Here is a 21,764-nt window from a genome sequence, read left to right on the forward strand (position 1 = left end):
TAGTGAGCCTGTCACAAGCTTCAGGCCTGCGCCAGCGCCCAGACCACATGCTCACGCACCAGTTCACTGGGATGTGCCCGTCGGCTGTGCAAGGCCGCCATCAACACCTGCCGCTGGTCCTCGGACGAGGCCACCCGCAAGGCGTTGCCCAGGGCCACCGCCAGATTGCGCAGCCAGCGTTCATGGCCAATGCGCCGGATCGGGCTGCCCTCGGTATGGCGCAAAAACGCGTCTTCAGTCCAGGCAAACAGCGTCACCAGCGGCTGGTCCACCAGCTGCGGTCGGGCGTCAAAGTCGGGCAGTGGGCTGGTCTGAGCGAACTTGTTCCAGGGGCAGACCAGTTGGCAGTCGTCACAGCCATAGATGCGGTTGCCCATCGGCACACGCAGTGCCTCAGGGATCGGCCCGGCGTGTTCGATGCTCAGGTAGGACAGGCAACGGCGGGCATCGAGCCGGTACGGCGCGACGATGGCCTGGGTCGGGCACACGTCCAGGCAAGCGCTGCAGCTGCCGCAGTGGCTGCTGACCGGGTCGCTTGGCGGCAAGGCCATATCGACAAAGATCTCACCCAGGAAAGACATCGAACCAGCCTCGCGGTTCAGCACCAGCGTGTGTTTGCCACGCCAGCCCAGACCGCTGCGGCTGGCCAGTTCCACCTCCAGCACCGGTGCCGAGTCGGTGAAGACGCGGTAACCCAGCGGGCCAAACTCCAGCACCATCTGCTCACACAACTTTTGCAGGCGTTGGCGTATCACCTTGTGGTAATCCCGGCCCCGGGCGTAGAGCGACACAATGCCGTCTGTTGGCTGATTCGAGCGGTCCAGCTCCGCCCTCTGCCAGCTAGCGGGTGTGTTGATGGGCAAGTAGTCCATGCGCGCGGTGATCACACTCAGGGTGCCGGGCACCAGTTCGGCCGGGCGCGCACGCTTGAATCCGTGTGCCGCCATATAGGCCATCTGGCCGTGCCAGCCCGCCTCCAGCCAAGCCGATAATCCGGGCTCTGCCGAGGACAAATCGACCCCGGTCACACCAATTTGGGAAAATCCCAGCGCACGTGCCCAGCCCCGGATCTTGGAGACCCAGTCATCGCCCTTGTTATGTGTTCTGAAACTGTTCACCTGCCGATTGTAAAAACCCTGGTCTGGCCGGATGAAGCCGCCACACAAGCGTTTGCCCAGGCGCTGGTCAGCCAGCCCGCGCTGCGCCAAGCCTTCATCGAATTACGCGGTGACCTGGGCGCGGGCAAAACCACGCTGGTGCGCCACTTGCTGCGTGCGCTGGGCGTGTTAGGCCGCATCAAAAGCCCGACTTACGCTGTAGTGGAGGCTTATGAACTGCCCGAGCTGGCGGTGTGGCACTTTGACTTTTACCGCTTCAATGACCCGCAGGAATGGGAAGACGCCGGTTTTCGCGACATTTTTGCCAGCCCGGGCCTGAAGCTGGCCGAGTGGCCGGACAAGGTGGCAGGCCAGCTGCCACAAGCCGATCTGGTGCTGCAGTTGGTGGCCCTGGAAGACAGCTCACGCCAGGTTACAGCCACCGCACACACCGCCATCGGACTGGACCTGCTATCCACTTTTGATAGCAATAACCCCAATAAAAATAAGGGCTAGATGGCTATTTTTCTTGAAACTGTGGTAACAATGGGCATGCCCACTCCGCATGGAACCCCGCAGTGAAACGCCGTGACTTTGTTCAAAGTGGCGCGCTGGTGTTGTTGCTGGGCGTGCAACAGCTGGCCCGTGGCGCCACCATTCTGGCGGTGCGGGTGTGGCCCGCGCCCGAGTACTCACGGGTCACCATCGAGTCCGACGCGCTGCTGACTTTCACCCAGAACTTCATCCCCAACCCGCCGCGTCTGGCGGTGGATGTGCGCGGCATCGACCTGAACCCCGCACTCAAGGAACTGGTGGCCAAGGTGGGCCCGACCGACCCGACCATCAACGGCATCCGCGTGGGCCAGTTTGGCCCGGGTGTGGTGCGCCTGGTGGTGGACCTGAAACAGCCGGTGGCGCCCCAGGTGTTTAACCTGCCACCGGTGGCCGCCTACCGGCACCGGCTGGTGTTTGACCTCTACCCCACGGTGGTGGCAGACCCGCTGGAAGAGCTGATTGCCGAGCGCATGAAAGACGCCACCAGCGCATCACCGCAAACACCCCAAAGCAACACAGCCGCTGACCCTCTGGGTGAGCTGATGGCCCAAAAATCCAACCCCAGCGCCTCCACCCAACCGCCCAAATTCGGCAGCAACCAGACGCAAGGTGCTAGCACAAGCGTAGCTGGTAGCCCTTTATCCACGGGGTCTGGTGGCCAAAAAGGCTTATCAAACCAGGAAGGCCCTTTTATGTCGGTGCCACGTCCGCAGGTGACCGACCGGCTGATCATCATTGCGCTCGACCCTGGCCACGGCGGCGAAGACCCCGGCGCCATCGGCCCGGGTGGCACGCGTGAAAAAGACGTGGTGCTGCGCCTGGCGCACCGGCTGCGTGAACGCATCAACAACAGCACCGTCAACGGCAACGCGATGCGCGCCTTCATGACGCGCGATTCCGACTTTTTTGTGCCGCTGGGCGTGCGGGTGGACAAGGCCCGGCGGGTCAAGGCCGACCTGTTCATCAGCTTACACGCCGACGCGTTTTTCACCCCCAACCCGCAGGGCGCCAGCGTGTTTGCGCTGAGCCAGGGTGGTGCCTCCAGCACGGCGGCACGCTGGATGGCGGCCAAGGAAAACCAGGCCGATGTGATTGGCGGGCTCAACGTCAAAGCCAGAGACGTTCAAGTCAAACGTGCGCTGCTGGACATGAGCACCACCGCCCAGATCAAGGACAGCCTGCAACTCGGCAGCGCCATGCTCGGTGAGATCAAACGGGTGGGCAAATTGCACAAACCCAAGGTGGAACAGGCCTCGTTTGCGGTGCTCAAAGCGCCCGACATCCCGAGTGTGCTTGTCGAGGCGGCCTTCATCAGCAACCCGGTCGAAGAGGCCAAACTCAACAGCGATGCCTACCAGGAGCAACTGGCTGACGCGCTGATGAAAGGCATAACAGCTTATTTCGCCAGAAACCCGCCGCTGGCACGCAACCGCAGCCTGTGAGCCCCGGCCTGCGGCCAAGTGCCGTGCAGGGAAAACCCTGAAATTGGCAAAGCACAGCAAAATAGTCGCAGATCCGCCTTTTTCAACAGCATCTGCCTTGCCTATTTTCTGCACCATGACCGATACCAGCCTGCGCTTTCACCATGCCGTTGTGGCAAAAACAGCCATCGGCCAGGACGAGATCAAAACACGCGCACGGGGCCTGTCGCCCATGCTGCGGCGCCTGCTGATTCTGGTGGACGGCAAACGCACGGGCCAGGAACTGGCCAGCTTTGTCAGTGGCCACGCTGTGGCTGACCTGCTGGACGAGCTGATCCAACAACAATGTATTGAGCTGGTAACCCCCAGTTCTGAGCCAGGGGCCACTCCGGCGGCGCCAAGCGGCCCGGACAAACAGGCCACACATGAGGTGTTGGACGCGGCGCCGGCGGTCTTACCACCACCAGAGAGCCGCAGTGCGCTGGATCTGGCGATGGCGCGCAACTTCATGACCAACACCGTCAACACCATTTTTCAACCCAACACCCGGCTCACCCTGCTCAAAGCCATCCAGGCCTGCCAAACCAGCGCCGAAGCACGCGCGGTCTACCCACGCTGGGCCGAGGCCATGGCCACCAGCACCATTGGCGCCAAACGGCTGGCAGAGTTTCAGGACAAATTGTTCAAGGTGTTGTAGGGCGCTTAATCCCAGGGCACACACACATCCGCACGCGCCCTGCCCTGCGCAATACGCAGCGCATTGGGCGCGTCGGTGCTGGCGATCCAGTCGCGCGCCTGCTGCTCGCTGCGGCCAAACCGCATGTGGCGCGCCAGCAGGCGACTCTCACGCAGGTCGTCGGACACATCCAGATACCAGGTCTCGTCCAGCACCTCACAGAGCTGGCACCACGGGTCATCGTCGAGCAGCAGGTAATTGCCTTCGGTGACGATCAGCTGGGTCTGCGGCAGCACCGCAATGGCACCAGCAATGGCCTCCTCAACCTCACGCCGGTACTCGGGGGCATACACCAGCTCGTCCGGGCGCTGGCTGTGGATGCGGCGTATCAGGTTGACATAACCCGCCGCGTCAAAGGTATCGGGCGCGCCTTTGCGGCTGCGGCGCCCCAGGCGATGTAACTCGCTATTGGCCAGATGAAAACCGTCCATCGGCACCACCTGCACGGCCTCCCCAAACTGGGTCTGGATGGCCTGGGCCAGGGTGGATTTGCCCGCCCCTGGGGCGGCGGCAATGCCCAGGATCTTGCGGCTGCCGCTGGCCAGCAAATGGCGGATGCGTTGCTGGACAAGGTCAGACAAAGGAATGGTTGACATGGGGGAGTTAGCAAGCATGGTCACTTTTCAAAATATATAGCTGGATGCCCTTGCTGTATAAGGGCCAGAGGTCAATTTTCTATCTGTTTTTACCAGGATTCCGGTGCGGGTTGAGAGCCTCGCCGCCCAGCGATGAGCGGGGGCTGTGCCACCACACCTCAGCCTGCAAAATCCAGCGCCACCGTCTCCAGCCGGTCCAGCACCTCGGAGCGTGTGGGTGGTACACAGCCACGCTGCATCACACACAGGCTGGCGCTGGCGATGGCACTGCACAACAGGTCCCGGGCCACCTCGGGCGAGACGGCGCCAGAGCCCCAGTCGGTTGGCAGGTGGTGCTGCAACAGGGTCACCACCCACCCCGCCAGAAAACAGTCCCCCGCACCCACGGTGTCGACCACACTGATGGGCTCCGACTCCCGGGCGGTGAACAGCTGGCCATGGCGGGTCAACAAGGCCGCGCCTTGGCTACCCAGCGTCAGGGCGATGACACTGGCACGGCAGGCCTGCAGCAGGTGGCGCGCCTGTGCCAAGGGGTTGTCGCCGGGCAGGGCCAGGCAGTTCAGGTCTTCATCGCTGGCCTTGATCACATCGGCAAACTGCAGGGCAGCGAGCACATGGCGGCGGTACAGCTCCAGGTTGGGCATGACCGAGGGGCGCAGGTTGGCGTCAATCACCACGGTGCGCCCGGCCTGGCGCTGGGCGGCCAGCCAGGGCAGGTAGGTCTCGGCATCGTCCGGTGACAGCGCCAGTGCACCGGTGCACACCAGCGCCAGGCTCTCGGCCTGGCTGCAGGCCTGGGTCAGGGTCACGGCATTGGTGGCGCGGTCCGCCACCCCCTCACGGTAAAACGCGTAGCTGGGGTGGCCGCTGGCATCGAGATTCACCACCGCCAACGAGGTGACCTGCTGCACCGGTTTGGGCTGCGCCAGAACCACCCCGTCCTGGACCAGGGCAGCAGCCAGCTGGCGACCCAAGCGGTCTTTGGAGAGCGGGTTGAGGTACATCGTTGCCACGCCTTGGCGCGCCAACGCCCGCGACAGGTTGTACACCGCGCCCCCCAGACAAGGCTCAAAACGGCCATCGGCTGCCGCAATCAGGTCGATCAACGCCTCCCCGGCGGTGGCCACCTGGATCTGTGCATGTATTTGCTGCATGTTAGGGTTTTCCATAACTAAAACAACTTGATTTAATAACTTTGACAGGACTATATTCCAGCCACGCTGGTTCAACAAGCGTGCTTACCCGGGGACACATCCGGGGCCAACACAGTGAAGACATCCCAACCCGACCGCAAGGTCACTCTCTGAAGGAAGACCATGAAATTCTCCACCCCCCTGATCCTGAGCACCCTGACCCTGGCCGTGGGCAGCGCCTTTGCCGCCGACGCACCGGTGATCGGCCTGATCACCAAGACCGAGACTAACCCCTTCTTCGTCAAGATGAAAGAGGGTGCCAAGGCCGAGGCTGAGAAAGCCGGTGCCAAGCTGATGTCTGCCGCGGGCAAGATCGACGGCGACACCGCTGGTCAGATCACCGCACTGGAAAACATGGCCTCGGCCGGTGCCAAGACCATCATGATCACCTCGGCCGGTGACGCGATCATCCCGACCGTGAAAAAAATCCAGGCCAAAGGCGTGCAGGTGATTGCGCTGGACAGCCCGTTTGACGGTGCTGACGCGTTATTTGCCACCGACAACTACAAAGCCGGGGTGCTGATTGGCCAATACGCCAAGGCCGCGATGGCGGGCAAACCGGTCAAGATCGCGATGCTCGACCTGTTCCCGGGCCACCCGGTAGGTGCACAGCGCCACAACGGTTTCATGAGTGGTTTTGGCCTGAAGGCCAATGACGCCAAGTCCAATGAGCTCTCCACTGCGCCCGAGATTGTCTGCGCCAACGACACCAATGGTGACCGCGCCAAGGGCCAGACCGCGATGGAAAACTGCCTGCAGAAAGACCCTGGCATCAACGTCGTCTACACCATCAATGAACCTGCTGCGGCTGGCGCCTACAACGCGCTGAAAAAAGCGGGTAAAGAAAAGGGTGTGCTGATCCTGTCGGTGGACGGCGGCTGCCAGGGCATCAAGGACACCGAAGCGGGCATCATCACCGCCACCTCGCAGCAATACCCGCTCAAGATGGCTTCGATGGGTGTGGCCGCGGGTGTGGAATACGCCAAGACCGGCAAAAAGGCCACCGGTTATGTCGACACCGGTGTGACCCTGATCGCCAAGAACGCCATTGCGGGCGTGGACAGCAAAGACACCAAGGTCGGCCTGGACCTGTGCTGGGGTAAGAAGTAAGCCAACAGTTGCAACAACTGAGATGTTCTGGCGGTCTCTGGCGTTTTGAATGCTGGGCTTGGCAGAACGTCCGGTCACTGTTCAGATGATTTTTGTGAACTGACTCACCTTTTCCACCCGCTGAGGTCTTGCCCATGAACCCATCCAAGTCCACCATTCCCTGGGGTGCCCTCGGGCCCTGGATCGCGCTGGCGATTACCTGCCTGTTTTTCACCTCTCAGTCCAGCCGCTTTTTGAGTGGTGAGAACCTCTCGCTGGTGCTGCAGCAGGTGATGGTGGTGGGGGTGATCGCCATTGGCCAGTCGCTGATCATTCTGACGGCGGGCATCGACCTGTCCTGTGGCATGGTGATGGCCCTGGGTGGGGTGGTCATGACCAAATTTGCCGTGGACTACGGCATGAACCCCTACCTGGCCATCGTCTGTGGCCTGCTGGTGACCACCTGCGCTGGCTTGCTCAACGGCCTGCTGGTGACACGCATGAAATTACCCCCGTTCATCGTGACGCTGGGCACCCTGAACATTGCCTTTGCCATCACCCAGATTTATTCCGAGGCGCAGACCATCACCAACCTGCCGCCAGCCATGACCTTTCTCGGCAACACCTTCAACATCGGTAGCACCGAAGTCAGCCTGGGCACGGTGACCATGCTGGTCTTGTACGGGCTGGCCTGGTTTGTGTTGCGCGAAACCGCGCCGGGCCGCCACCTCTACGCGGTCGGCAACAACCCGGAGGCGGCACGCCTGACCGGCATCAGCGTAGACAAGGTGCTGGTGGTGGTGTATGCGCTGGCAGGTCTGTTTTACGGCATCGCCGCCCTGCTGTCGGTGGCGCGCACCGGCGTCGGTGACCCCAATGCGGGCACCACCGAAAACCTCGACGCGATCACCGCCGTGGTGCTGGGTGGCACCAGCCTGTTTGGTGGGCGCGGCATCATTCTGGGATCGCTGGTGGGTGCGGTGATTGTGGGTGTGTTTCGCAACGGCCTGACCCTGATGGGTGTGGCCTCGGTCTACCAAACGCTGATCACCGGTGTGCTGGTGATCTTGGCTGTCGCTGCTGACCAGATGTCCCGCAAAGGAGCTCGGTAATGACCATCAACACATCACAACCCCTGGTCATGCAGGCCAAGGGCATCACCAAACGCTTTGGTCAGGTGGTGGCGCTCGATGGTGTCGACTTCGAGTTGCGGGCCGGGGAAATTTTGGCGGTGATTGGTGACAACGGCGCTGGCAAGTCGTCACTGATCAAGGTGCTATCCGGTGCCAACACACCCGACGAAGGTGAGGTGCTGCTCGATGGCAAACCGGTGCATTTCAAGTCACCGATTGATGCACGCCGGGCCGGGATCGAGACGGTCTACCAGGACCTGGCGGTGGCACCGGCCATGAGCATTGCTGAAAACCTGTTTCTGGGGCGCGAGATCCTCAAACCCGGCCTCATTGGCCAGTTGCTGCGTCTACTGGACAAGAAAGAAATGCTGAATCAGGCGATTGCGCGCATGAACGACCTCAAGGTCGGCATCCGCTCGATGACGCAGGCGGTGGAAACGCTCTCGGGTGGCCAGCGCCAGTGTGTCGCCGTCGCCCGTGCGGCGGCATTTGCCCAGCATGTGGTGATCATGGACGAACCCACGGCCGCACTCGGTGTAAAAGAAGGCAACATGGTGCTGGAGCTGATCCGCCGGGTGCGCGACAAGGGCTTGCCGGTGATTTTGATCAGCCACAATATGCCCCATGTGTTTGAGGTGGCGGACCGTATCCATATCCAGCGCCTGGGAAAACGCGCCGCCGTGGTCAACCCCAAAACCATCAGCATGAGTGACACGGTGGCGGTGATGACCGGTGCCAAAACGGTGGACGAGTTACCCGCCGAAGCACTTGCGTGATCACACCCACAGAAAGACTTGCATGCTAAAAGGAATCGACCCGCTGCTCACCCCTGAGCTGTTGAAAATCTTGATGGAAATGGGCCATGACGAGGCCCTGGTGTTGGCAGACGCCAACTTCAGCGCCACCAGCTTCGCGCCAGGCAAACCCATCATCCGCTTGCCGGGCAGCTCCATGCTGCAGGTGGTACGCGCCGTCACCGCACTTTTTCCCCTGGCGGCCGACGTGGACCATCCGGTGGGTTTTATGGGCGTCAGCGGCCAGCCCACAGAGTACCGCTCGGCGCTGCAGCGCGAGGTGATTGAGGTCATCAACCCCGAGCTGCTGCCCCACCAGAGTGTGGAACACATCGAGCGTTATGCCTTTTACGAGCGCACCCGCACGGCCCATGCGGTGGTGCTGACCGGTGAGCTGCAGCCTTTTGGCAACTTCATTTTGCGCAAAGGGGTGCTCGGCGAAGACCTGAGGCCATGACACCCGACAAGACCGACACACCCACACCGCCGCTGCTACGCCCCCGTGGTTCCAACCATGTGGGCATGCGCCAGTTCAATGAACGGGTGGTGTTGCAGGCGATCCGTCTCAACGGTTGCCTGCCCAAGGCCGACCTGGCCCGCCTGACCGGGCTGACGGCACAAACCATCGGACTGATCACCACCCGGCTCGAAGACGATGGCCTTGTGCTTAAACAAAGTCCGGTGCGTGGGCGCATCGGCCAACCCTCGATTCCGCTGGCCTTGAACCCGGACGGCGCGTTTTCGATGGGCATCAAGATTGGCAGGCGCAACGCCGAATGGATGCTGGTGGACTTCACCGGCCAGGTGCGTGAGCGGCGGCGCCTGGACTATGCCTTTCCCGACATCACAACCCTGCTGCCCACCGTGGCCGAGCACATGCACACCTTGCACAACTCACTCGGTCCGTTCAAACACCGGCTGGTGGGGATTGGCCTGGCGGCGCCGTTCCAGATGGGTGGCTGGTACCGCATGCTGGGTTTGTCCGAGGCGCAGGCGCAGGCCTGGAACCAGACCGACCTGCAGACCCAGGTGCAGGCCATGACCGAGGTGCCGGTGAGTTTCACCAAAGACACCTCGGCCGCCTGTGTGGCCGAACTGGTGGCCGGGCGCGGGCGCGACCTGAAGAATTTTTTGTACCTGTTTGTCGACACCTTTGTGGGTGGGGGGTTGGTGATCAACTCCCACCTGCACGGCGGTGTGCATGGCAACGCGGGTGCGGTGGCCTCGCTGCCGATGGGGCTGGCGCGGCTGGCCAAAACCCCCGAGCAGCTGATTGGCCATGCCTCCTTGTGGGAGCTGGAGCAGCGCCTGTTGGCCCAGCAGCTTGACCCGCATGCGGCCTACGACGAGCGGGCGCTGAGCACCCCTTACGAGTCCGAAACACGTGGCTGGATCCAGCACGCCGCCAACGCCCTGGCCCACACGGTGATCAGCGGCACCGCGTTCCTGGACATTGACGCGGTGGTGATCGACGGCTCGTTCAGCCGCACCCTGCTCTCCGAGCTGATCGCCGCCACCCAAGACGCGCTGGGCCACTACAACTGGGAAGGTTTGTGGAGCGCCAACGTGATCGCCGGTGAAGTCGGGCCAGACGCACGTGCGCTCGGCGGCGCCTTGCTGCCCTTGCATGCCAACTTTGCGCCTGACCGTGACTTGTTCCTCAAGGTGGGGAATTGACCAGCGACGAACCCGTGGAGCAGCCCACGCGGCTGCAGGGCCTGGCCCCCCTGGTGGCGCCCCATACCCGGCTGCTGGTGCTGGGCAGTTTTCCGGGCGCCACCTCGCTGGCGCGCCAGCAGTATTACGCCCACCCGCAAAATGCCTTCTGGCGCATTCTTCAAGCTATTTGGCCCTCTAGCCCTTATGAAATAAGGACAGAAAGCTATCAAAATCGTATCGACTGGATGCTCGACAAAGGCATCGGGCTGTGGGACGTGTATGCCTCCTGTGAGCGCTCAGGCAGCCTGGACAGTGCCATCCAGCAGCCCCAGGCCAATGACCTGGCGGGTCTGATGCAGCGTTGCCCACAACTGCAGGTGATTGCCCACAACGGCGGTGAAAGCTTCAAACATGCGCGTCTGACCCGCAGCCTGGGTGTACCGGTTTATCGGCTGCCCTCCACCAGTCCGGCCAACGCCAGTTGGTCGTTTGAGCGCAAACTGGCCGTGTGGCGCGAGGTGATCGGCCTGGCCGGTTTGGTGTGAACAGGCCATCCGCCACAATCACACATCTTGGCGCGTGAGACAGGCTGAGTCTTCCGAGGTGTCTTGCGCCGCCTGATCCTAAGCTTGGCAGACCCAAGCGATGTCGCGCCAATACACTCATTTTTTTATGCTGATCCGTCTCAAAACATTCTGGCTGTCCCGTGCGGGCAACACACGCGGGGTACTGCTGGTCATGCTGGCGATGTTGTGCTGGTCGGTGCTGGATGCCTGCAACAAACACCTGATGGCCCAGGGTTTGGCGCCCAAAGAAGTGCTGTTTTTGCAGGCGACCACGGTACTGCTGATGGTGTCGCCTTGGGTGTTGTGGACACGCGGCAAGGCGGTGGCCACGCGCCACCCTCAAATGCATCTGCTGCGCGCCGGTTTCATCGTGACCTCAGCCTGGTGCGCGGCCTGGGCGGTGTCACACCTGCCACTGGCCGAGGCCAGCGCTTATTTGATGACCGGCAGCCTGTTCATGCTGCCGCTGGGCGTGTGGCTGCTCGGGGAAAAACCGCATTGGTTACGCTGGCTGGGGGTCGCCGTGGGTTTTGGCGGGGTGGTAACCATCCTGCACCCCGGTGCGGGCATGCTGCGTTGGGCGGCGCTGGTGGCCATGTTTGGTGCGCTGATGGAAGCGATGCTCGGGGTGGTGCTCAAAAAATACTCCGGCAAGGAGAACCCCATCGCGATCCTGGTCTGGAGCCAAACCGCTTGCTGGTTGTGTTTTGGTGTCATGAGTGGCTTCAATCTGCCTGATCTGCCCATGGCGAGCTGGGGCTTGTTACCCGTCATTGGCGTGGCCTCGTCGGGCATTTACCTGTCCTACTTTTTTGCCTACCGCGCCGGGGACGCGTCGGCGGTCGAGGCGGGCAGTTTTTCGATGCTGCTGTTCAGCCCGGCGCTGGGTTACCTGGTGTTTGCCGAGCAACCAGATGTGTCGTTCTGGCTCGGTGCGGGTTTGCTCGTGTGCGGCATTGCACTGGTGATCATTGAGCCCGAGGGGCGCGCCCACTGAGGTGGCGGGCCGCCCCCAAGCTGGTGCAAACCGCCACTAACGACCTGACTGGTAGAAGTTCAAAGCGCTGCTGACAGACGCTGACGACAAACTCGCGTACTGCTGCGCGGCTTTGAGCAAAGCACTTTGCTGCAGCTGCAGAATTGAGGATTTGCTGCTGAGTGCAGTCATCGAGCTGCTGATGCGGCCATCATTGGCCAGTTCTTTGCCCGCTGCCTTGTCCACCAGCTGCCCCAGCTTGGCCAATGTGCCCTGAACATTGCTGGGGGAGGCCTTGAAAGCCGCCTCAAACTTGGCGGTATCGAGCTTCAGGCTGCCATCACTGGCTTTGGTGAAACCCATTTGCCGCAAGGCACTGACCCTGGAAAAGTCAGCCGTCATGGCGCGTGTCATGCCACGGCTGATGGTGCTCACACCGCTGCTGTCGGCGGCAGCCGTCTGGGTAGCGCTCACCATGCTGTTGAAGTCGTTGACAAAGGCTGTCAGCGCTTTTTTCACCTCGTCGCTGGTGCTGCTGTCCTTCAAGCTGCTCAGGCTTTTGGCCGAGGTCTGCACCACAGACACCGATGCTTTGAACTTGCCCAGCGTCGAGAGGTTGGCGGTGGCGGTGTCAAGTTGCGTCTTGAGCTTGCCCGTGGATTTGTTGATGCTGGCCGTGATCGGGTTGGCAGCGGCCGCAGCCTGTGTGGTGGTCTGACTGGTGGTGGCACTCGATGTGCGTGCGCTCAATGTCTGACTGATGTTCATAAGGTCCCGCTTCAAAAATTGACCTGGTGGCCAACCTGTGTTGGATCAAGATTTTCACCGGATCAGGCACAAAACAACCCCAGAGTTAAGACACAAACACCGGCCAATTCGCGCACTTGCGACAATGGCCGCTCGCCCGTCGGGTTTGGGTTGTCTAAAAAGGAGTCTGGCCATGCATTTGTTGTTTGTGAACCGTCGCCATGTGTTGGCCATGGGCCTGGTGTCTGCGGCGACCGTGGCCAGCTTCGCCCCTGCACAGGCCCGCACCACAGCAGTCAACGCCGCAGCCGTTAAGTTTGAGAGTGACTGGATCGTGTCGCCCCAGGCCGCCAGCGAACTCATTGCGGCGGGCGCCTTGGTGCTGGATGCGCGTGGCAAAGACGTCAAAAGCAAACAAGGGCTCATTGCCAACGCCATCCCCATCACCTGGCAAGACCTGTCGCAGCCCGATATGCCGCTTAAAGGCCACCTGCTCGACAGTGACATCCAACTGACCCAAAAACTGCAAGCCTTGGGGGTGTCCAAGAACCAGGCCGTGGTGGTGTTGGGTGACCCGGCCAATGGCTGGGGTGAGGATGGGCGTCTGGTCTGGACCCTGCGCTCCCTGGGACACAGCAAAACCGTGATGGTGGACGGCGGCCTGCCCGCCCTGCTGCAGCTTGGCAAAACCGCCGTGCAGCCCCCCAAAACCCCGGGCGATTTTGTGGTGGCCCGTAACCGCCAGTTTGACATCCGCAAAGAAGAACTCAAGGACCGCCTGGGCAAAACCAGCACGTTGATAGTTGATGTGCGCGAAGCCCACGAATTTGCTGGCAAAACGCCCTACGGCGAAGCCCGGGGTGGTCACCTGCCAGGCGCCAAACATTTGTGGTTCAAGGATTTGATTGGCAAGGACGGCAAGCTGCTGCCGCGCACTGAGATCGAGAAAGTGCTGGTCAGCCTGGGGGTGACCAAAGACCTCGAGGTGATTTCGTACTGCACAGCGGGTATCCGTTCCGGCTGGTTCACCGTGCTGCTGACCGACCTGGGCTACACCGCCAAAAACTACACGGGTTCGATATGGGAGTGGTCAGCCGCACCTGCCGACCAGTACCCTTTGCTGAAAAACTGATCTCTAGCGCATGCACCTCAACATCTCCAAAACCAGTTCCGTTGTTGTTCTGGCCGTGATCGCGCTGGTGATCGCGGTCTATCTCGGGGTGCCGGTGGTGCAACAGGCGGTCCATGACGTGGTGGGCATCCTGACCCTGCCCGATGTACCTCAGGCGATTGCGGCTTTTCGTGACTATTTGCTGGGCTTTGGTGTCTGGGCACCGCTGGTATCGGGGCTGTTGATGGTGTTTCAGTCGGTGGTGGCGCCGCTGCCGGCGTTTGTACTGACCTTCACCAACGGGCTCTTGTTTGGCTGGGCCTGGGGTGCTGTGTTGTCCTGGTCCAGCGCCATGGTGGGGGCACTGGTGTGTTTCTGGATTGCCCGCGCCTTGGGGCGTCCGGTGGTGGAGCGGCTGGTCGGTGGCAGCCAGTCCCTCGAAGTGTCCGACCTGTTTTTCACCAAGTATGGCAACCGCACTATCCTGATCACACGCCTGCTGCCCTTTGTCTCGTTTGACATCATCAGTTACGGCGCCGGGCTCACACCCATCTCGGTGCGCAGTTTCCTGATCGCCACCGGCCTGGGGCAGTTGCCCGCCACCTTGGTTTATTCCTACCTGGGGCAGAACCTGACCGGCTCGATCCAGGTATTGTTCTGGGTGTTTTCCATCACACTGGCGCTGTTTGTGCTGGGCTGGGTTCTGGGCCCGGGTGTGCTGCGGCGGCTGCGCGCCAAGCACACACCCACGGACGTGAAGACATCATGAGCGTCACGCCCGTGGCCAACGCAGAGGCAGCACAAGCAGCGAGGCAGGCACGCAACAAAGAGCGGCGCAGTCTGGCCATCCGCTTGGCCATTTCTGTGCTGCTGATCCTCTGGCTGGGCTGGCATCTGGACCTGTCTGCATTGTCGCAGCGACTCACCACACTGGACAGCTTCTGGGTGGCCATGAGCTTTGTCACCGTGTTGGCAGCGGTGCTGATTTCGGCCTGGAAATGGGGGCTGATCCTGACAACACGTGGGTTTGCCCTGCCCTACACCCGGCTACTTCGGCACTACTTTGTTGGTCTGTTTTTCAACAACGTGTTGCCCACCACCGTGGGAGGGGACGCGGTGCGGGCCTGGGAAACCAGCAAAGACACCGGCGAGACACCCGAGGCCATTGGCTCGGTGGTGACCGAGCGCCTGATTGCCGGTATGGCCCTGGGGGTGACGGCATTGTTGGGGCTGCCGTTCATGGCATTCAGCCCACGTTTGCTGGGGCTGGTGGGGCTGTTTTTGGTGATCGACGTGGCGCTGGTGGCCTTGTTCCTGCTGCCCAAAGTGGCTGAAGGCATTGTGGGCAAACTGGTGCCACCGCGCCTGAGCAGCCTGCACGAAAACATCCACCAAACGGTGCAGGTGGTGCGGGCGACGCTCAAAAACCGCAGGCTGTTCATCAAGGTGGCGCTGTATTCGGTGGCCTTTCAGATATTGGTGGCGGCAGTCAACGCCTGCATTTTCAAGGCCATGGGTGTGCCGGTGACGCTGGCGCAGTGTGTGATCTTCACACCGATGATTTTTACCGTCACCATGTTGCCCATTTCGCTCTCCGGTTTTGGTGTCCGGGAGGCTGCGTATTGGTACTTCTTCTCCCAAGTGGGTGTCAGCCAGGCCGATGCGGTGGCGGCTTCACTGCTCTTTTTTGTGATTGTGGGTGTATCCAGCCTGCCGGGGGCGCTGTTGTTCTCACTCAAACGACCCCTCAACCAAGCTGCCAAGGTCTGAAAAAGTCCGTATCAGCCACACAGGAGAAAGCATGGGAACCCAGGTAGTCACTGCCGTCAAAGCTGCTCTCAACTGGTTGATTGACCCGCCGCGCGAATGGTGGAAACGCGCCGTCAACCTGACCCGGGGCATCCAGGACATCAACGTGTTGCAGGCTCAGACCTTGATCCAGCAAGGGGCGTTTGTGCTGGATGTGCGCGAACCAGATGAATTTGAAGCGGGCCACTTGCCCGCATCCACCCTGATTCCACTGGCGCAATTACCAGACCGGGTGGCAGAAATTGAAGCGTATCGCAGCCACAACATCGTGGTGATTTGCCATGGTGGCAAACGCTCGGCCACCGCCTGCGGGCAATTGGCCCAGCTGGGTTTTGGTAGCACCTACAACATCGCCGGTGGCATCCTGGCCTGGAAAAAAGCGAAGTTGCCGATGGTCGAATAGGCGTCTGGACCACCAACCCGGTTTTCTATTTCTTGTTGCGTCAGCGCTGACAACCTGTCAGACAACCACACCCATCACCTGCCATTCTTGACGGGAATGCCATTTTTGACAGCTCCAGGCAACTGAAGCAGGCTCAACAATTGACCTAGATCATGTTGAGAACAAAGGCCTTTTTGCTTTTCCGGGGTGCTGGCACAGATGTTGATAAGCATATGTGTGTGCTGCCGCCGTTGATGCCATGAAAACCCAAGACAAGTCACTCCTCACCAAGCTGGTCATTACCGTGATGGTCAAGCTCGTGGTGCTGACCAGTTTGTGGTGGGTGTTTTTCCATGACCAGCGTGTGGCGGTAGATGCAAAACGGGTGTCCGACCAGATGCTCTCGCCCGGTGATATCACAAGCAAAAAAGGAGAACAGCCGTGATTTCGAATGAATTGGTGGACTTGTCGCGCTTGCAGTTTGCGGTTACCGCGATGTACCACTTTCTGTTTGTCCCCCTCACCATTGGCATGGTGTGGATACTGGTCATCATGGAGAGCGTTTATGTGATGACCGGCAACGTCATCTGGAAAGACATGACCCGCTTCTGGGGCAAGCTCTTTGGCATCAACTTTGCCCTGGGTGTCACCACCGGCATCACCATGGAGTTTCAGTTTGGCACCAACTGGGCCTACTACTCGCACTATGTGGGTGACATCTTTGGCGCGCCGTTGGCGATTGAGGGGCTCATGGCATTTTTCCTTGAGTCGACCATGATTGGCCTGTTTTTCTTTGGCTGGAACCGGCTCTCCAGAAACCAGCATCTGATGGTGACGGTGTTGATGGCGGTGGGCACCAATCTGTCGGCACTGTGGATTCTGATTGCCAACGGCTGGATGCAAAACCCGGTGGGTTCCGAATTCAGCTACCTGACCATGCGCATGGAGATGACCGACTTCTGGGCCGTGTTGTTCAACCCCGATGCACAAGCCAAGTTTGTCCACACGGTGTCGGCGGGCTACGTCACCGGGGCCATGTTTGTGCTGTCGATCTCCAGCTGGTACCTGCTCAAGAAACGTGATGTGGCGTTTGCCCAGCGCAGCTTCCGGGTGGCAGCAGCCTTTGGCCTGGCCAGCGTCTGTTCGGTGATTGTGCTGGGGGATGAATCCGGCTACACCGTGGGCGAAGCCCAGCAAACCAAACTGGCGGCCATGGAAGCCATGTGGGAGACCCGGCCTGCACCGGCCGGGCTGGCTCTGCTGGCAGGCATCAACGAAGCTGAGCAGAAAAACGACTGGGAGGTCGAAATTCCCTGGGTCATGGGCATTCTCGGCACCCGCTCATTGAGCAAGGAAATCCCGGGCATTCATGAGATCAAAGCGAAAAATCGCGAACGCATTGTGCAGGGCATCAAGGCGGTGAGTGCGCTGGAAACCTTGCGTGCCAACCGAGAAGACGCAACCGCCAAACAAAAATTTGAGCGTTACAAGGCCGACCTGGGCTTTGGTCTGTTGCTACGCAAATATGTACTCGATGTCAAGCAGGCCACGCCCGCCATGATTGAGCAGGCCGTCAACGACACGGTGCCACGCGTTCTGCCTATGTTCTGGGGCTTCCGTATCATGGTTGGCCTGGGCTTTGCCATGCTGGTGTTGTTTGGGTTGGCGTTTTACAGCACGATCAGAACCTCGTATCAGCAAAAACCATGGCTTTTGAAGTGGTCGCTGTGGATGCTGCCCGCGCCCTGGGTGGCGTGTGAACTGGGCTGGTTCGTGGCCGAATATGGCCGCCAACCCTGGACGATTTACGGCGTGTTGCCCACCCACATGTCAGTGTCCACCCTGAGCGTGGGCAACCTGTATGGCTCACTCGCCGGCTTCGTCGGTTTCTACACCGTGCTGCTGGTGGTGGAAATGTTCCTGATGTTCAAGTTTGCGCGCATGGGCCCAGGCAGCCTCGGCACCGGTCGCTATCAAAACGATATTGGCTCGCACACCCCCGCCCTAACTGCCTGAAGGAAGCACATCATGTTTGACTATCCAACCCTGAAAATCATTTGGTGGCTGCTGGTGGGTGTGCTGCTGGTCGGCTTTGCCATCATGGACGGCCACGACATGGGCGTGGGCACCCTGCTGCCTTTTGTTGGCCGCGACGATGTGGAACGCCGCGTCATCATCAACACTGTGGGGCCGCACTGGGACGGCAACCAGGTCTGGTTCATCACTGGCGGTGGGGCCATTTTTGCCGCCTGGCCGCTGGTGTATGCCACGGCGTTCAGCGGCTTTTACTGGGCCATGTTGTTGGTGCTGTGGGCGCTGTTTTTCCGTCCGGTGGGTTTTGACTACCGCAGCAAAATAGCCAACACCACTTGGCGCAGTGTCTGGGACTGGGGCCTGTTTGTCGGTGGCGCGGTGCCGCCGCTGATCTTTGGCGTTGCCTTTGGCAACCTGCTGCAAGGTGTGCCGTTCCAGTTTGACGCCTACCTGGTTTCCACCTACACCGGCTCGTTCTGGCAATTGCTCAACCCGTTTGCCCTGCTGACCGGCGTGGTCAGCACCGCGATGATCACCATGCAAGGCGGCAGCTACCTGGCGCACCGCACGGAGGGCATCATTCAGGCACGCACCATCCGGGCCACCATGGGTGCGGCCCTGGTGATGATCATGGCTTTCGTCGCCGCAGGCTTCTGGCTGCAGTCGATTGACGGCTACCGCATCACCTCGGTGGTCAATGCATCGGCCATGCCCGACCCCTTGTCCAAGACCGTGGTGCGCGAAGCGGGTGCCTGGATGGCCAACTACAGCCAACAGCCACTGATGTGGCTGCTGCCCGCAATCGGGGTGCTGGGCGCGGCGCTGACTGCGGTGTTGGTTGCTTTGCGTCACACCCTGATCGCCTTTATCAGCTCGTCGCTGGCCATCGTTGGTGTCATTGGTACCGCAGGCGCATCCATGTTCCCGTTTGTGATGCCATCAAGCACCAGCCTGGCCTCCAGCCTGACGGTATGGGACAGCGTATCGAGTCACTTGACGTTGGGCGTGATGTTCTGGGCCACGATGATTTTTATGCCGATGATCATCGTCTACACATCATGGGCCTACAGCGTGATGCGCGGCAAAGTGACCGCCGCTTACATCCGGGAGAACGATCACGCAGCCTACTAAAGACATGCGCGACGGCGTGTAAATGGCTTGTATCTATAGGTTTAACGCGGTTTCCAAACTGCAACGAGGATTGATATGTGGTACTTCACTTGGGTTTTGGGCATCGGTTTTGCGGTTCTTCTGGCCATCTTGAACGCTTTGTGGGGCGAGAACCAACAGGCACGCGAAGACGCCCGCGCTGCCAAAGAATGATGCCGACCGTGGACAAAACATCGCCAGCGATCAGGGCTCCCAAAATGCGGCCGCTGAGTTTGGCAGTGGCGCTGGTCATCATGATCGGCGGCAGCATCTACCCGTTTGTGTTTGCCACGGCAGACGGCCAGGCCGACCACGGTTTGGCGATGTTGGTTTTTTGGGCCATGAGCGCCGGGCTGGTCAACGGTGTAGGTTTTGTGCCGCGCTGGCCGTTGTGGCGCTGGTTGTTCTCAGGCTGGGCCTGCCTGGCCGCCCTGACTCTGGCCGCTTGGTTACGCCTGGGATAAACCACCCCCCATAACAAAAACGCGTCAGGCGGCTTTGGCACGGGAGCGCCAGGCCCCCACCAGCACAAACAGGCCCGGCACCAGAATCATCGCCCAGATGATTTTGTCCAGATGCAACTTGACCCAGGGGATGTTGCCAAAGAAATAACCCACGGTGACGATGCCACCCACCCACAAGGTGCCACCCAGCACGTCAAAAAAAGTGAAACGGCTGCGTGTCATCTGCGCCACCCCGGCGACAAACGGTGCAAAGGTGCGCAAAAACGGCATAAAACGCGCCGCCACAATGGTGATGCCGCCGTATTTTTCATAAAACGCGTGGGCTTGGTTGAAGGCTTTTTTGTTGAACCAGCGCGAGTCTTCCCAAGCAAACACTTTCGGCCCGAAGTAGCGGCCAATCGCATAGTTGGACTGGTTGCCCAGAATTGCCGCCGCCAGCAGCAGCGCCACCGTCAGCGGGTAACTCATCAGGCCCACACCACACATGGCGCCCACCACAAACAGCAACGAATCACCCGGCAAAAACGGCATGACCACCACACCGGTCTCGACAAAAATGATCAGAAACAGCAGCGCGTAGACCCAGGCGCCATAGGTTTGCACAAACACCTCCAGGTGTTTGTCCACGTGCAAGATGAAATCAACCAGGGTCAAGAGAATGTCCATGGGAGCGCATTATCTCTGCCTGCCATGACAGGCCAGCGCGTCTAGGGGTTCTGGCTAACCCGGCCGGGCTTGAATCACTTTATAGTCCCTGCGCAGCAACATGATGTAGATCAATTGTTGGCTTGTTCCGACGACAGATCTGCACGGGTTGAACAGCACCACGCCAACCAACTGAAGGACGCCATGGACATCCTGCTACAACTTGCCGTCATCCTGGTCTGCCTGTTTTATGGGGCCCGCAAAGGCGGCGTGGCGCTTGGGCTGCTGGGCGGTATTGGCATCGTCATCATGACCTTTGTCTTCGGGTTGACCCCGGGCAAACCACCGGTGGACGTGATGCTGACCATCATCGCGGTGGTGGCGGCATCGGCCACGCTGCAGGCCTCGGGCGGGCTCGAGGTGATGCTGATGGGGGCTGAAAAATTGCTGCGGCGCAACCCCAGATATGTGTCGATCCTGGCGCCCTTCACCACCGCCACACTGACCATTCTGTGCGGCACCGGCCACGTGGTCTACACCATGTTGCCGATCATCTACGACATTGCGATCAAGAACGGCATTCGCCCCGAGCGGCCCATGGCGGCATCATCGATTGCCAGCCAGATGGGCATTCTGGCCAGCCCGGTGTCGGTGGCCGTGGTATCGCTGGTGACGTTTTTGGCCAAAGCACCGATTGACGGCCACATCATCGACTTCATCCAGGTGTTGTCAATCACCATTCCGGCGACGCTGGTGGGGGTGCTGATGATTGGTATTTTCAGCTGGTTCCGCGGCAAGGATCTGGAGGACGACCCGGTGTTTCAAGCCCGTATTGCCGACCCGGTGCAGCGTCAGATCGTCTATGGGGAAAGCGCCACACTGATGGGCAAGATCTTGTCGCGTGACCAGTGGATCGCCATGTGGATCTTCATCGGCTCGATTGCTGTGGTGGCGTTGATGGGTGCTTTCCCGGTGCTGCGCCCGCTGGTGAACGGCAAACCGTTGTCGATGGTGCTGAGCATCCAGATGTTCATGCTGCTGGCCGGTGCCCTGATCATTGTGCTGACCAAAACCGACCCGACCACCATTGGCAAGACCGAGGTGTTTCGGGCCGGCATGATCGCTGTAGTGGCGGTGTTTGGCATCGCCTGGATGGCCGACACCGTGTTTGACGCGCATCTGGAAGAGCTCAAGGTGGCGCTGACCGAGCTGGTCAGAACCCAGCCCTGGACTTACGCGGTGGCGCTGCTGCTGGTGTCCAAACTGGTCAATTCGCAGGCGGCGGCCATCAGCGCCATGGTGCCGGTGGGGCTGGCCATTGGTGTGCCACCGGGCTACATCGTGGCCTTTGCGGCAGCTTCCTACGGCTATTACATCCTGCCCACCTACCCGAGCGACCTGGCCGCCATCCAGTTTGACCGCTCTGGCACCACCCACATCGGCAAGTATGTGATCAACCACAGCTTCATCCTGCCGGGCCTGATTGGTGTGAGCACCTCCTGCCTGGTGGGTTATCTGCTGGCCAGTCTGACCGGGCTGATTTGAACCGCCCACGGTGATGGCGGGCTCACCCCATGGTGGCCACACGGCGCCAGACTTGGCAGTCCG

25 protein-coding genes are annotated in these 21,764 nt (G+C 60.6%); 20 read left to right on the plus strand and 5 right to left on the minus strand.

All coding sequences use genetic code 11. The features are described 5' to 3' along the window. Positions 1-20: 20 nt before the first annotated feature. Positions 21-1,118 carry a tRNA epoxyqueuosine(34) reductase QueG gene (queG, locus tag FDG13_RS17195; protein WP_370528246.1) on the minus strand — a complete coding sequence of 366 codons (1,098 nt, stop codon included), beginning with the start codon at positions 1,116-1,118 and terminating at the stop codon, positions 21-23. On the opposite strand from queG, the gene tsaE reads away from it, so the two are divergent. The 3 genes from tsaE (at position 1,098) to FDG13_RS17210 (ending at position 3,770) form a co-directional block, all read left to right on the plus strand. Beyond that, on the plus strand, positions 1,098-1,613 hold the full coding sequence (gene tsaE, locus FDG13_RS17200; protein ID WP_180131085.1) for a tRNA (adenosine(37)-N6)-threonylcarbamoyltransferase complex ATPase subunit type 1 TsaE: 516 nt from the start codon (positions 1,098-1,100) through the stop codon (positions 1,611-1,613). The genes queG and tsaE overlap by 21 nt on opposite strands. A 62-nt stretch (positions 1,614-1,675) precedes the next feature. After that, positions 1,676-3,094, plus strand: a complete 1,419-nt coding sequence (locus tag FDG13_RS17205; RefSeq protein WP_180131089.1) for an N-acetylmuramoyl-L-alanine amidase — start codon at positions 1,676-1,678, stop codon at positions 3,092-3,094. A gap of 115 nt (positions 3,095-3,209) precedes the next feature. Continuing rightward, positions 3,210-3,770, plus strand: a complete 561-nt coding sequence (locus tag FDG13_RS17210) for a hypothetical protein (RefSeq protein ID WP_180131093.1) — start codon at positions 3,210-3,212, stop codon at positions 3,768-3,770. Positions 3,771-3,775: 5 nt separating this feature from the next. Here the strand turns inward: FDG13_RS17210 and FDG13_RS17215 are convergent, their stop codons facing one another. Together FDG13_RS17215 and FDG13_RS17220 are read right to left on the minus strand one after the other, a co-directional pair. Beyond that, entirely contained in the window at positions 3,776-4,405 is a 630-nt protein-coding gene (locus tag FDG13_RS17215) for a nucleoside/nucleotide kinase family protein (RefSeq protein WP_180131097.1), read from the minus strand. Positions 4,406-4,563: 158 nt separating this feature from the next. Continuing rightward, positions 4,564-5,559 carry a PfkB family carbohydrate kinase gene (locus FDG13_RS17220; protein ID WP_255435303.1) on the minus strand — a complete coding sequence of 332 codons (996 nt, stop codon included), beginning with the start codon at positions 5,557-5,559 and terminating at the stop codon, positions 4,564-4,566. Between the two features lie 162 nt (positions 5,560-5,721). Between FDG13_RS17220 and FDG13_RS17225 the strand changes: the two genes are divergently transcribed. From FDG13_RS17225 to FDG13_RS17255, 7 genes are all read left to right on the plus strand, one after another. Continuing rightward, entirely contained in the window at positions 5,722-6,708 is a 987-nt protein-coding gene (locus tag FDG13_RS17225) for a substrate-binding domain-containing protein (RefSeq protein ID WP_180131103.1), read from the plus strand. A 134-nt stretch (positions 6,709-6,842) separates the two neighbouring features. Beyond that, positions 6,843-7,799 carry an ABC transporter permease gene (locus tag FDG13_RS17230; protein ID WP_180131108.1) on the plus strand — a complete coding sequence of 319 codons (957 nt, stop codon included), beginning with the start codon at positions 6,843-6,845 and terminating at the stop codon, positions 7,797-7,799. Next, entirely contained in the window at positions 7,799-8,596 is a 798-nt protein-coding gene (locus tag FDG13_RS17235; protein ID WP_180131110.1) for an ATP-binding cassette domain-containing protein, read from the plus strand. Before FDG13_RS17230 ends, FDG13_RS17235 begins: the two co-directional genes overlap by 1 nt. Positions 8,597-8,618: 22 nt before the next feature. Next, entirely contained in the window at positions 8,619-9,071 is a 453-nt protein-coding gene (locus FDG13_RS17240; RefSeq protein ID WP_180131113.1) for an RbsD/FucU family protein, read from the plus strand. Further along, on the plus strand, positions 9,068-10,291 hold the full coding sequence (locus FDG13_RS17245) for an ROK family transcriptional regulator (RefSeq protein ID WP_180131116.1): 1,224 nt from the start codon (positions 9,068-9,070) through the stop codon (positions 10,289-10,291). Before FDG13_RS17240 ends, FDG13_RS17245 begins: the two co-directional genes overlap by 4 nt. Continuing rightward, on the plus strand, positions 10,288-10,818 hold the full coding sequence (locus FDG13_RS17250) for a DNA-deoxyinosine glycosylase (protein WP_180131120.1): 531 nt from the start codon (positions 10,288-10,290) through the stop codon (positions 10,816-10,818). Before FDG13_RS17245 ends, FDG13_RS17250 begins: the two co-directional genes overlap by 4 nt. A gap of 127 nt (positions 10,819-10,945) precedes the next feature. Continuing rightward, positions 10,946-11,836 carry a DMT family transporter gene (locus FDG13_RS17255; protein ID WP_180131123.1) on the plus strand — a complete coding sequence of 297 codons (891 nt, stop codon included), beginning with the start codon at positions 10,946-10,948 and terminating at the stop codon, positions 11,834-11,836. A gap of 36 nt (positions 11,837-11,872) precedes the next feature. Here FDG13_RS17255 and fliD read toward each other — a convergent pair whose 3' ends face one another. Then, positions 11,873-12,583, minus strand: a complete 711-nt coding sequence (gene fliD, locus FDG13_RS17260; RefSeq protein WP_180131131.1) for a flagellar filament capping protein FliD — start codon at positions 12,581-12,583, stop codon at positions 11,873-11,875. 172 nt (positions 12,584-12,755) lie between these two features. On the opposite strand from fliD, the gene FDG13_RS17265 reads away from it, so the two are divergent. The 9 genes from FDG13_RS17265 to FDG13_RS17305 all read left to right on the plus strand — a co-directional run bounded on the left by FDG13_RS17265 (position 12,756) and on the right by FDG13_RS17305 (position 19,511). Next, positions 12,756-13,694, plus strand: coding sequence for a sulfurtransferase (locus tag FDG13_RS17265; protein ID WP_218942781.1), 939 nt, complete (start codon positions 12,756-12,758; stop codon positions 13,692-13,694). 10 nt (positions 13,695-13,704) lie between these two features. Further along, on the plus strand, positions 13,705-14,442 hold the full coding sequence (locus FDG13_RS17270) for a TVP38/TMEM64 family protein (protein WP_180131134.1): 738 nt from the start codon (positions 13,705-13,707) through the stop codon (positions 14,440-14,442). Continuing rightward, entirely contained in the window at positions 14,439-15,443 is a 1,005-nt protein-coding gene (locus tag FDG13_RS17275; RefSeq protein ID WP_180131138.1) for a lysylphosphatidylglycerol synthase transmembrane domain-containing protein, read from the plus strand. Before FDG13_RS17270 ends, FDG13_RS17275 begins: the two co-directional genes overlap by 4 nt. A gap of 31 nt (positions 15,444-15,474) precedes the next feature. Continuing rightward, positions 15,475-15,885 carry a rhodanese-like domain-containing protein gene (locus FDG13_RS17280; RefSeq protein ID WP_180131141.1) on the plus strand — a complete coding sequence of 137 codons (411 nt, stop codon included), beginning with the start codon at positions 15,475-15,477 and terminating at the stop codon, positions 15,883-15,885. Positions 15,886-16,123: 238 nt separating this feature from the next. After that, on the plus strand, positions 16,124-16,309 hold the full coding sequence (gene cydP / locus FDG13_RS17285) for a cytochrome oxidase putative small subunit CydP (protein WP_180131144.1): 186 nt from the start codon (positions 16,124-16,126) through the stop codon (positions 16,307-16,309). Beyond that, positions 16,306-17,880 carry a cytochrome ubiquinol oxidase subunit I gene (locus FDG13_RS17290; RefSeq protein WP_180131148.1) on the plus strand — a complete coding sequence of 525 codons (1,575 nt, stop codon included), beginning with the start codon at positions 16,306-16,308 and terminating at the stop codon, positions 17,878-17,880. Before cydP ends, FDG13_RS17290 begins: the two co-directional genes overlap by 4 nt. A gap of 12 nt (positions 17,881-17,892) precedes the next feature. Further along, on the plus strand, positions 17,893-19,029 hold the full coding sequence (gene cydB, locus FDG13_RS17295; protein ID WP_180131153.1) for a cytochrome d ubiquinol oxidase subunit II: 1,137 nt from the start codon (positions 17,893-17,895) through the stop codon (positions 19,027-19,029). Positions 19,030-19,104: 75 nt separating this feature from the next. Then, complete coding sequence (gene cydX / locus FDG13_RS17300; RefSeq protein ID WP_180131160.1) at positions 19,105-19,221, plus strand: cytochrome bd-I oxidase subunit CydX; 117 nt, start codon at positions 19,105-19,107, stop codon at positions 19,219-19,221. 44 nt (positions 19,222-19,265) lie between these two features. Then, positions 19,266-19,511, plus strand: a complete 246-nt coding sequence (locus FDG13_RS17305; protein ID WP_180131163.1) for a cyd operon YbgE family protein — start codon at positions 19,266-19,268, stop codon at positions 19,509-19,511. Between the two features lie 24 nt (positions 19,512-19,535). Here the strand turns inward: FDG13_RS17305 and FDG13_RS17310 are convergent, their stop codons facing one another. Continuing rightward, on the minus strand, positions 19,536-20,177 hold the full coding sequence (locus tag FDG13_RS17310) for a VTT domain-containing protein (protein ID WP_180131168.1): 642 nt from the start codon (positions 20,175-20,177) through the stop codon (positions 19,536-19,538). A 183-nt stretch (positions 20,178-20,360) separates the two neighbouring features. Between FDG13_RS17310 and FDG13_RS17315 the strand changes: the two genes are divergently transcribed. Continuing rightward, complete coding sequence (locus FDG13_RS17315; protein ID WP_180131171.1) at positions 20,361-21,701, plus strand: anaerobic C4-dicarboxylate transporter; 1,341 nt, start codon at positions 20,361-20,363, stop codon at positions 21,699-21,701. Positions 21,702-21,764 lie beyond the last annotated feature (63 nt).

The sequence above is a fragment of the Rhodoferax sp. BLA1 genome (genome assembly GCF_013416775.1).
Taxonomy (GTDB): Bacteria; Pseudomonadota; Gammaproteobacteria; order Burkholderiales; family Burkholderiaceae_C; genus Rhodoferax.

Bases quoted from the DNA above. Each gene is read 5' to 3' on its own strand.
- FDG13_RS17270 (WP_180131134.1), top strand. From the start codon at position 13,705: ATGCACCTCAACATCTCCAAAACCAGTTCCGTTGTTGTTCTGGCCGTG.
- cydB (WP_180131153.1), top strand. From the start codon at position 17,893: ATGTTTGACTATCCAACCCTGAAAATCATTTGGTGGCTGCTGGTGGGT.
- FDG13_RS17275 (WP_180131138.1), top strand. From the start codon at position 14,439: ATGAGCGTCACGCCCGTGGCCAACGCAGAGGCAGCACAAGCAGCGAGG.
- FDG13_RS17230 (WP_180131108.1), top strand. From the start codon at position 6,843: ATGAACCCATCCAAGTCCACCATTCCCTGGGGTGCCCTCGGGCCCTGG.
- FDG13_RS17225 (WP_180131103.1), top strand. From the start codon at position 5,722: ATGAAATTCTCCACCCCCCTGATCCTGAGCACCCTGACCCTGGCCGTG.
- FDG13_RS17255 (WP_180131123.1), top strand. From the start codon at position 10,946: ATGCTGATCCGTCTCAAAACATTCTGGCTGTCCCGTGCGGGCAACACA.
- FDG13_RS17280 (WP_180131141.1), top strand. From the start codon at position 15,475: ATGGGAACCCAGGTAGTCACTGCCGTCAAAGCTGCTCTCAACTGGTTG.
- FDG13_RS17235 (WP_180131110.1), top strand. From the start codon at position 7,799: ATGACCATCAACACATCACAACCCCTGGTCATGCAGGCCAAGGGCATC.
- tsaE (WP_180131085.1), top strand. From the start codon at position 1,098: ATGTGTTCTGAAACTGTTCACCTGCCGATTGTAAAAACCCTGGTCTGG.
- FDG13_RS17305 (WP_180131163.1), top strand. From the start codon at position 19,266: ATGCGGCCGCTGAGTTTGGCAGTGGCGCTGGTCATCATGATCGGCGGC.
- FDG13_RS17240 (WP_180131113.1), top strand. From the start codon at position 8,619: ATGCTAAAAGGAATCGACCCGCTGCTCACCCCTGAGCTGTTGAAAATC.
- fliD (WP_180131131.1), bottom strand. From the start codon at position 12,583: ATGAACATCAGTCAGACATTGAGCGCACGCACATCGAGTGCCACCACC.
- cydX (WP_180131160.1), top strand. From the start codon at position 19,105: ATGTGGTACTTCACTTGGGTTTTGGGCATCGGTTTTGCGGTTCTTCTG.
- FDG13_RS17215 (WP_180131097.1), bottom strand. From the start codon at position 4,405: ATGTCAACCATTCCTTTGTCTGACCTTGTCCAGCAACGCATCCGCCAT.
- FDG13_RS17310 (WP_180131168.1), bottom strand. From the start codon at position 20,177: ATGGACATTCTCTTGACCCTGGTTGATTTCATCTTGCACGTGGACAAA.
- FDG13_RS17220 (WP_255435303.1), bottom strand. From the start codon at position 5,559: ATGCAGCAAATACATGCACAGATCCAGGTGGCCACCGCCGGGGAGGCG.
- FDG13_RS17245 (WP_180131116.1), top strand. From the start codon at position 9,068: ATGACACCCGACAAGACCGACACACCCACACCGCCGCTGCTACGCCCC.
- FDG13_RS17265 (WP_218942781.1), top strand. From the start codon at position 12,756: ATGCATTTGTTGTTTGTGAACCGTCGCCATGTGTTGGCCATGGGCCTG.
- FDG13_RS17210 (WP_180131093.1), top strand. From the start codon at position 3,210: ATGACCGATACCAGCCTGCGCTTTCACCATGCCGTTGTGGCAAAAACA.
- cydP (WP_180131144.1), top strand. From the start codon at position 16,124: ATGAAAACCCAAGACAAGTCACTCCTCACCAAGCTGGTCATTACCGTG.
- FDG13_RS17315 (WP_180131171.1), top strand. From the start codon at position 20,361: ATGGACATCCTGCTACAACTTGCCGTCATCCTGGTCTGCCTGTTTTAT.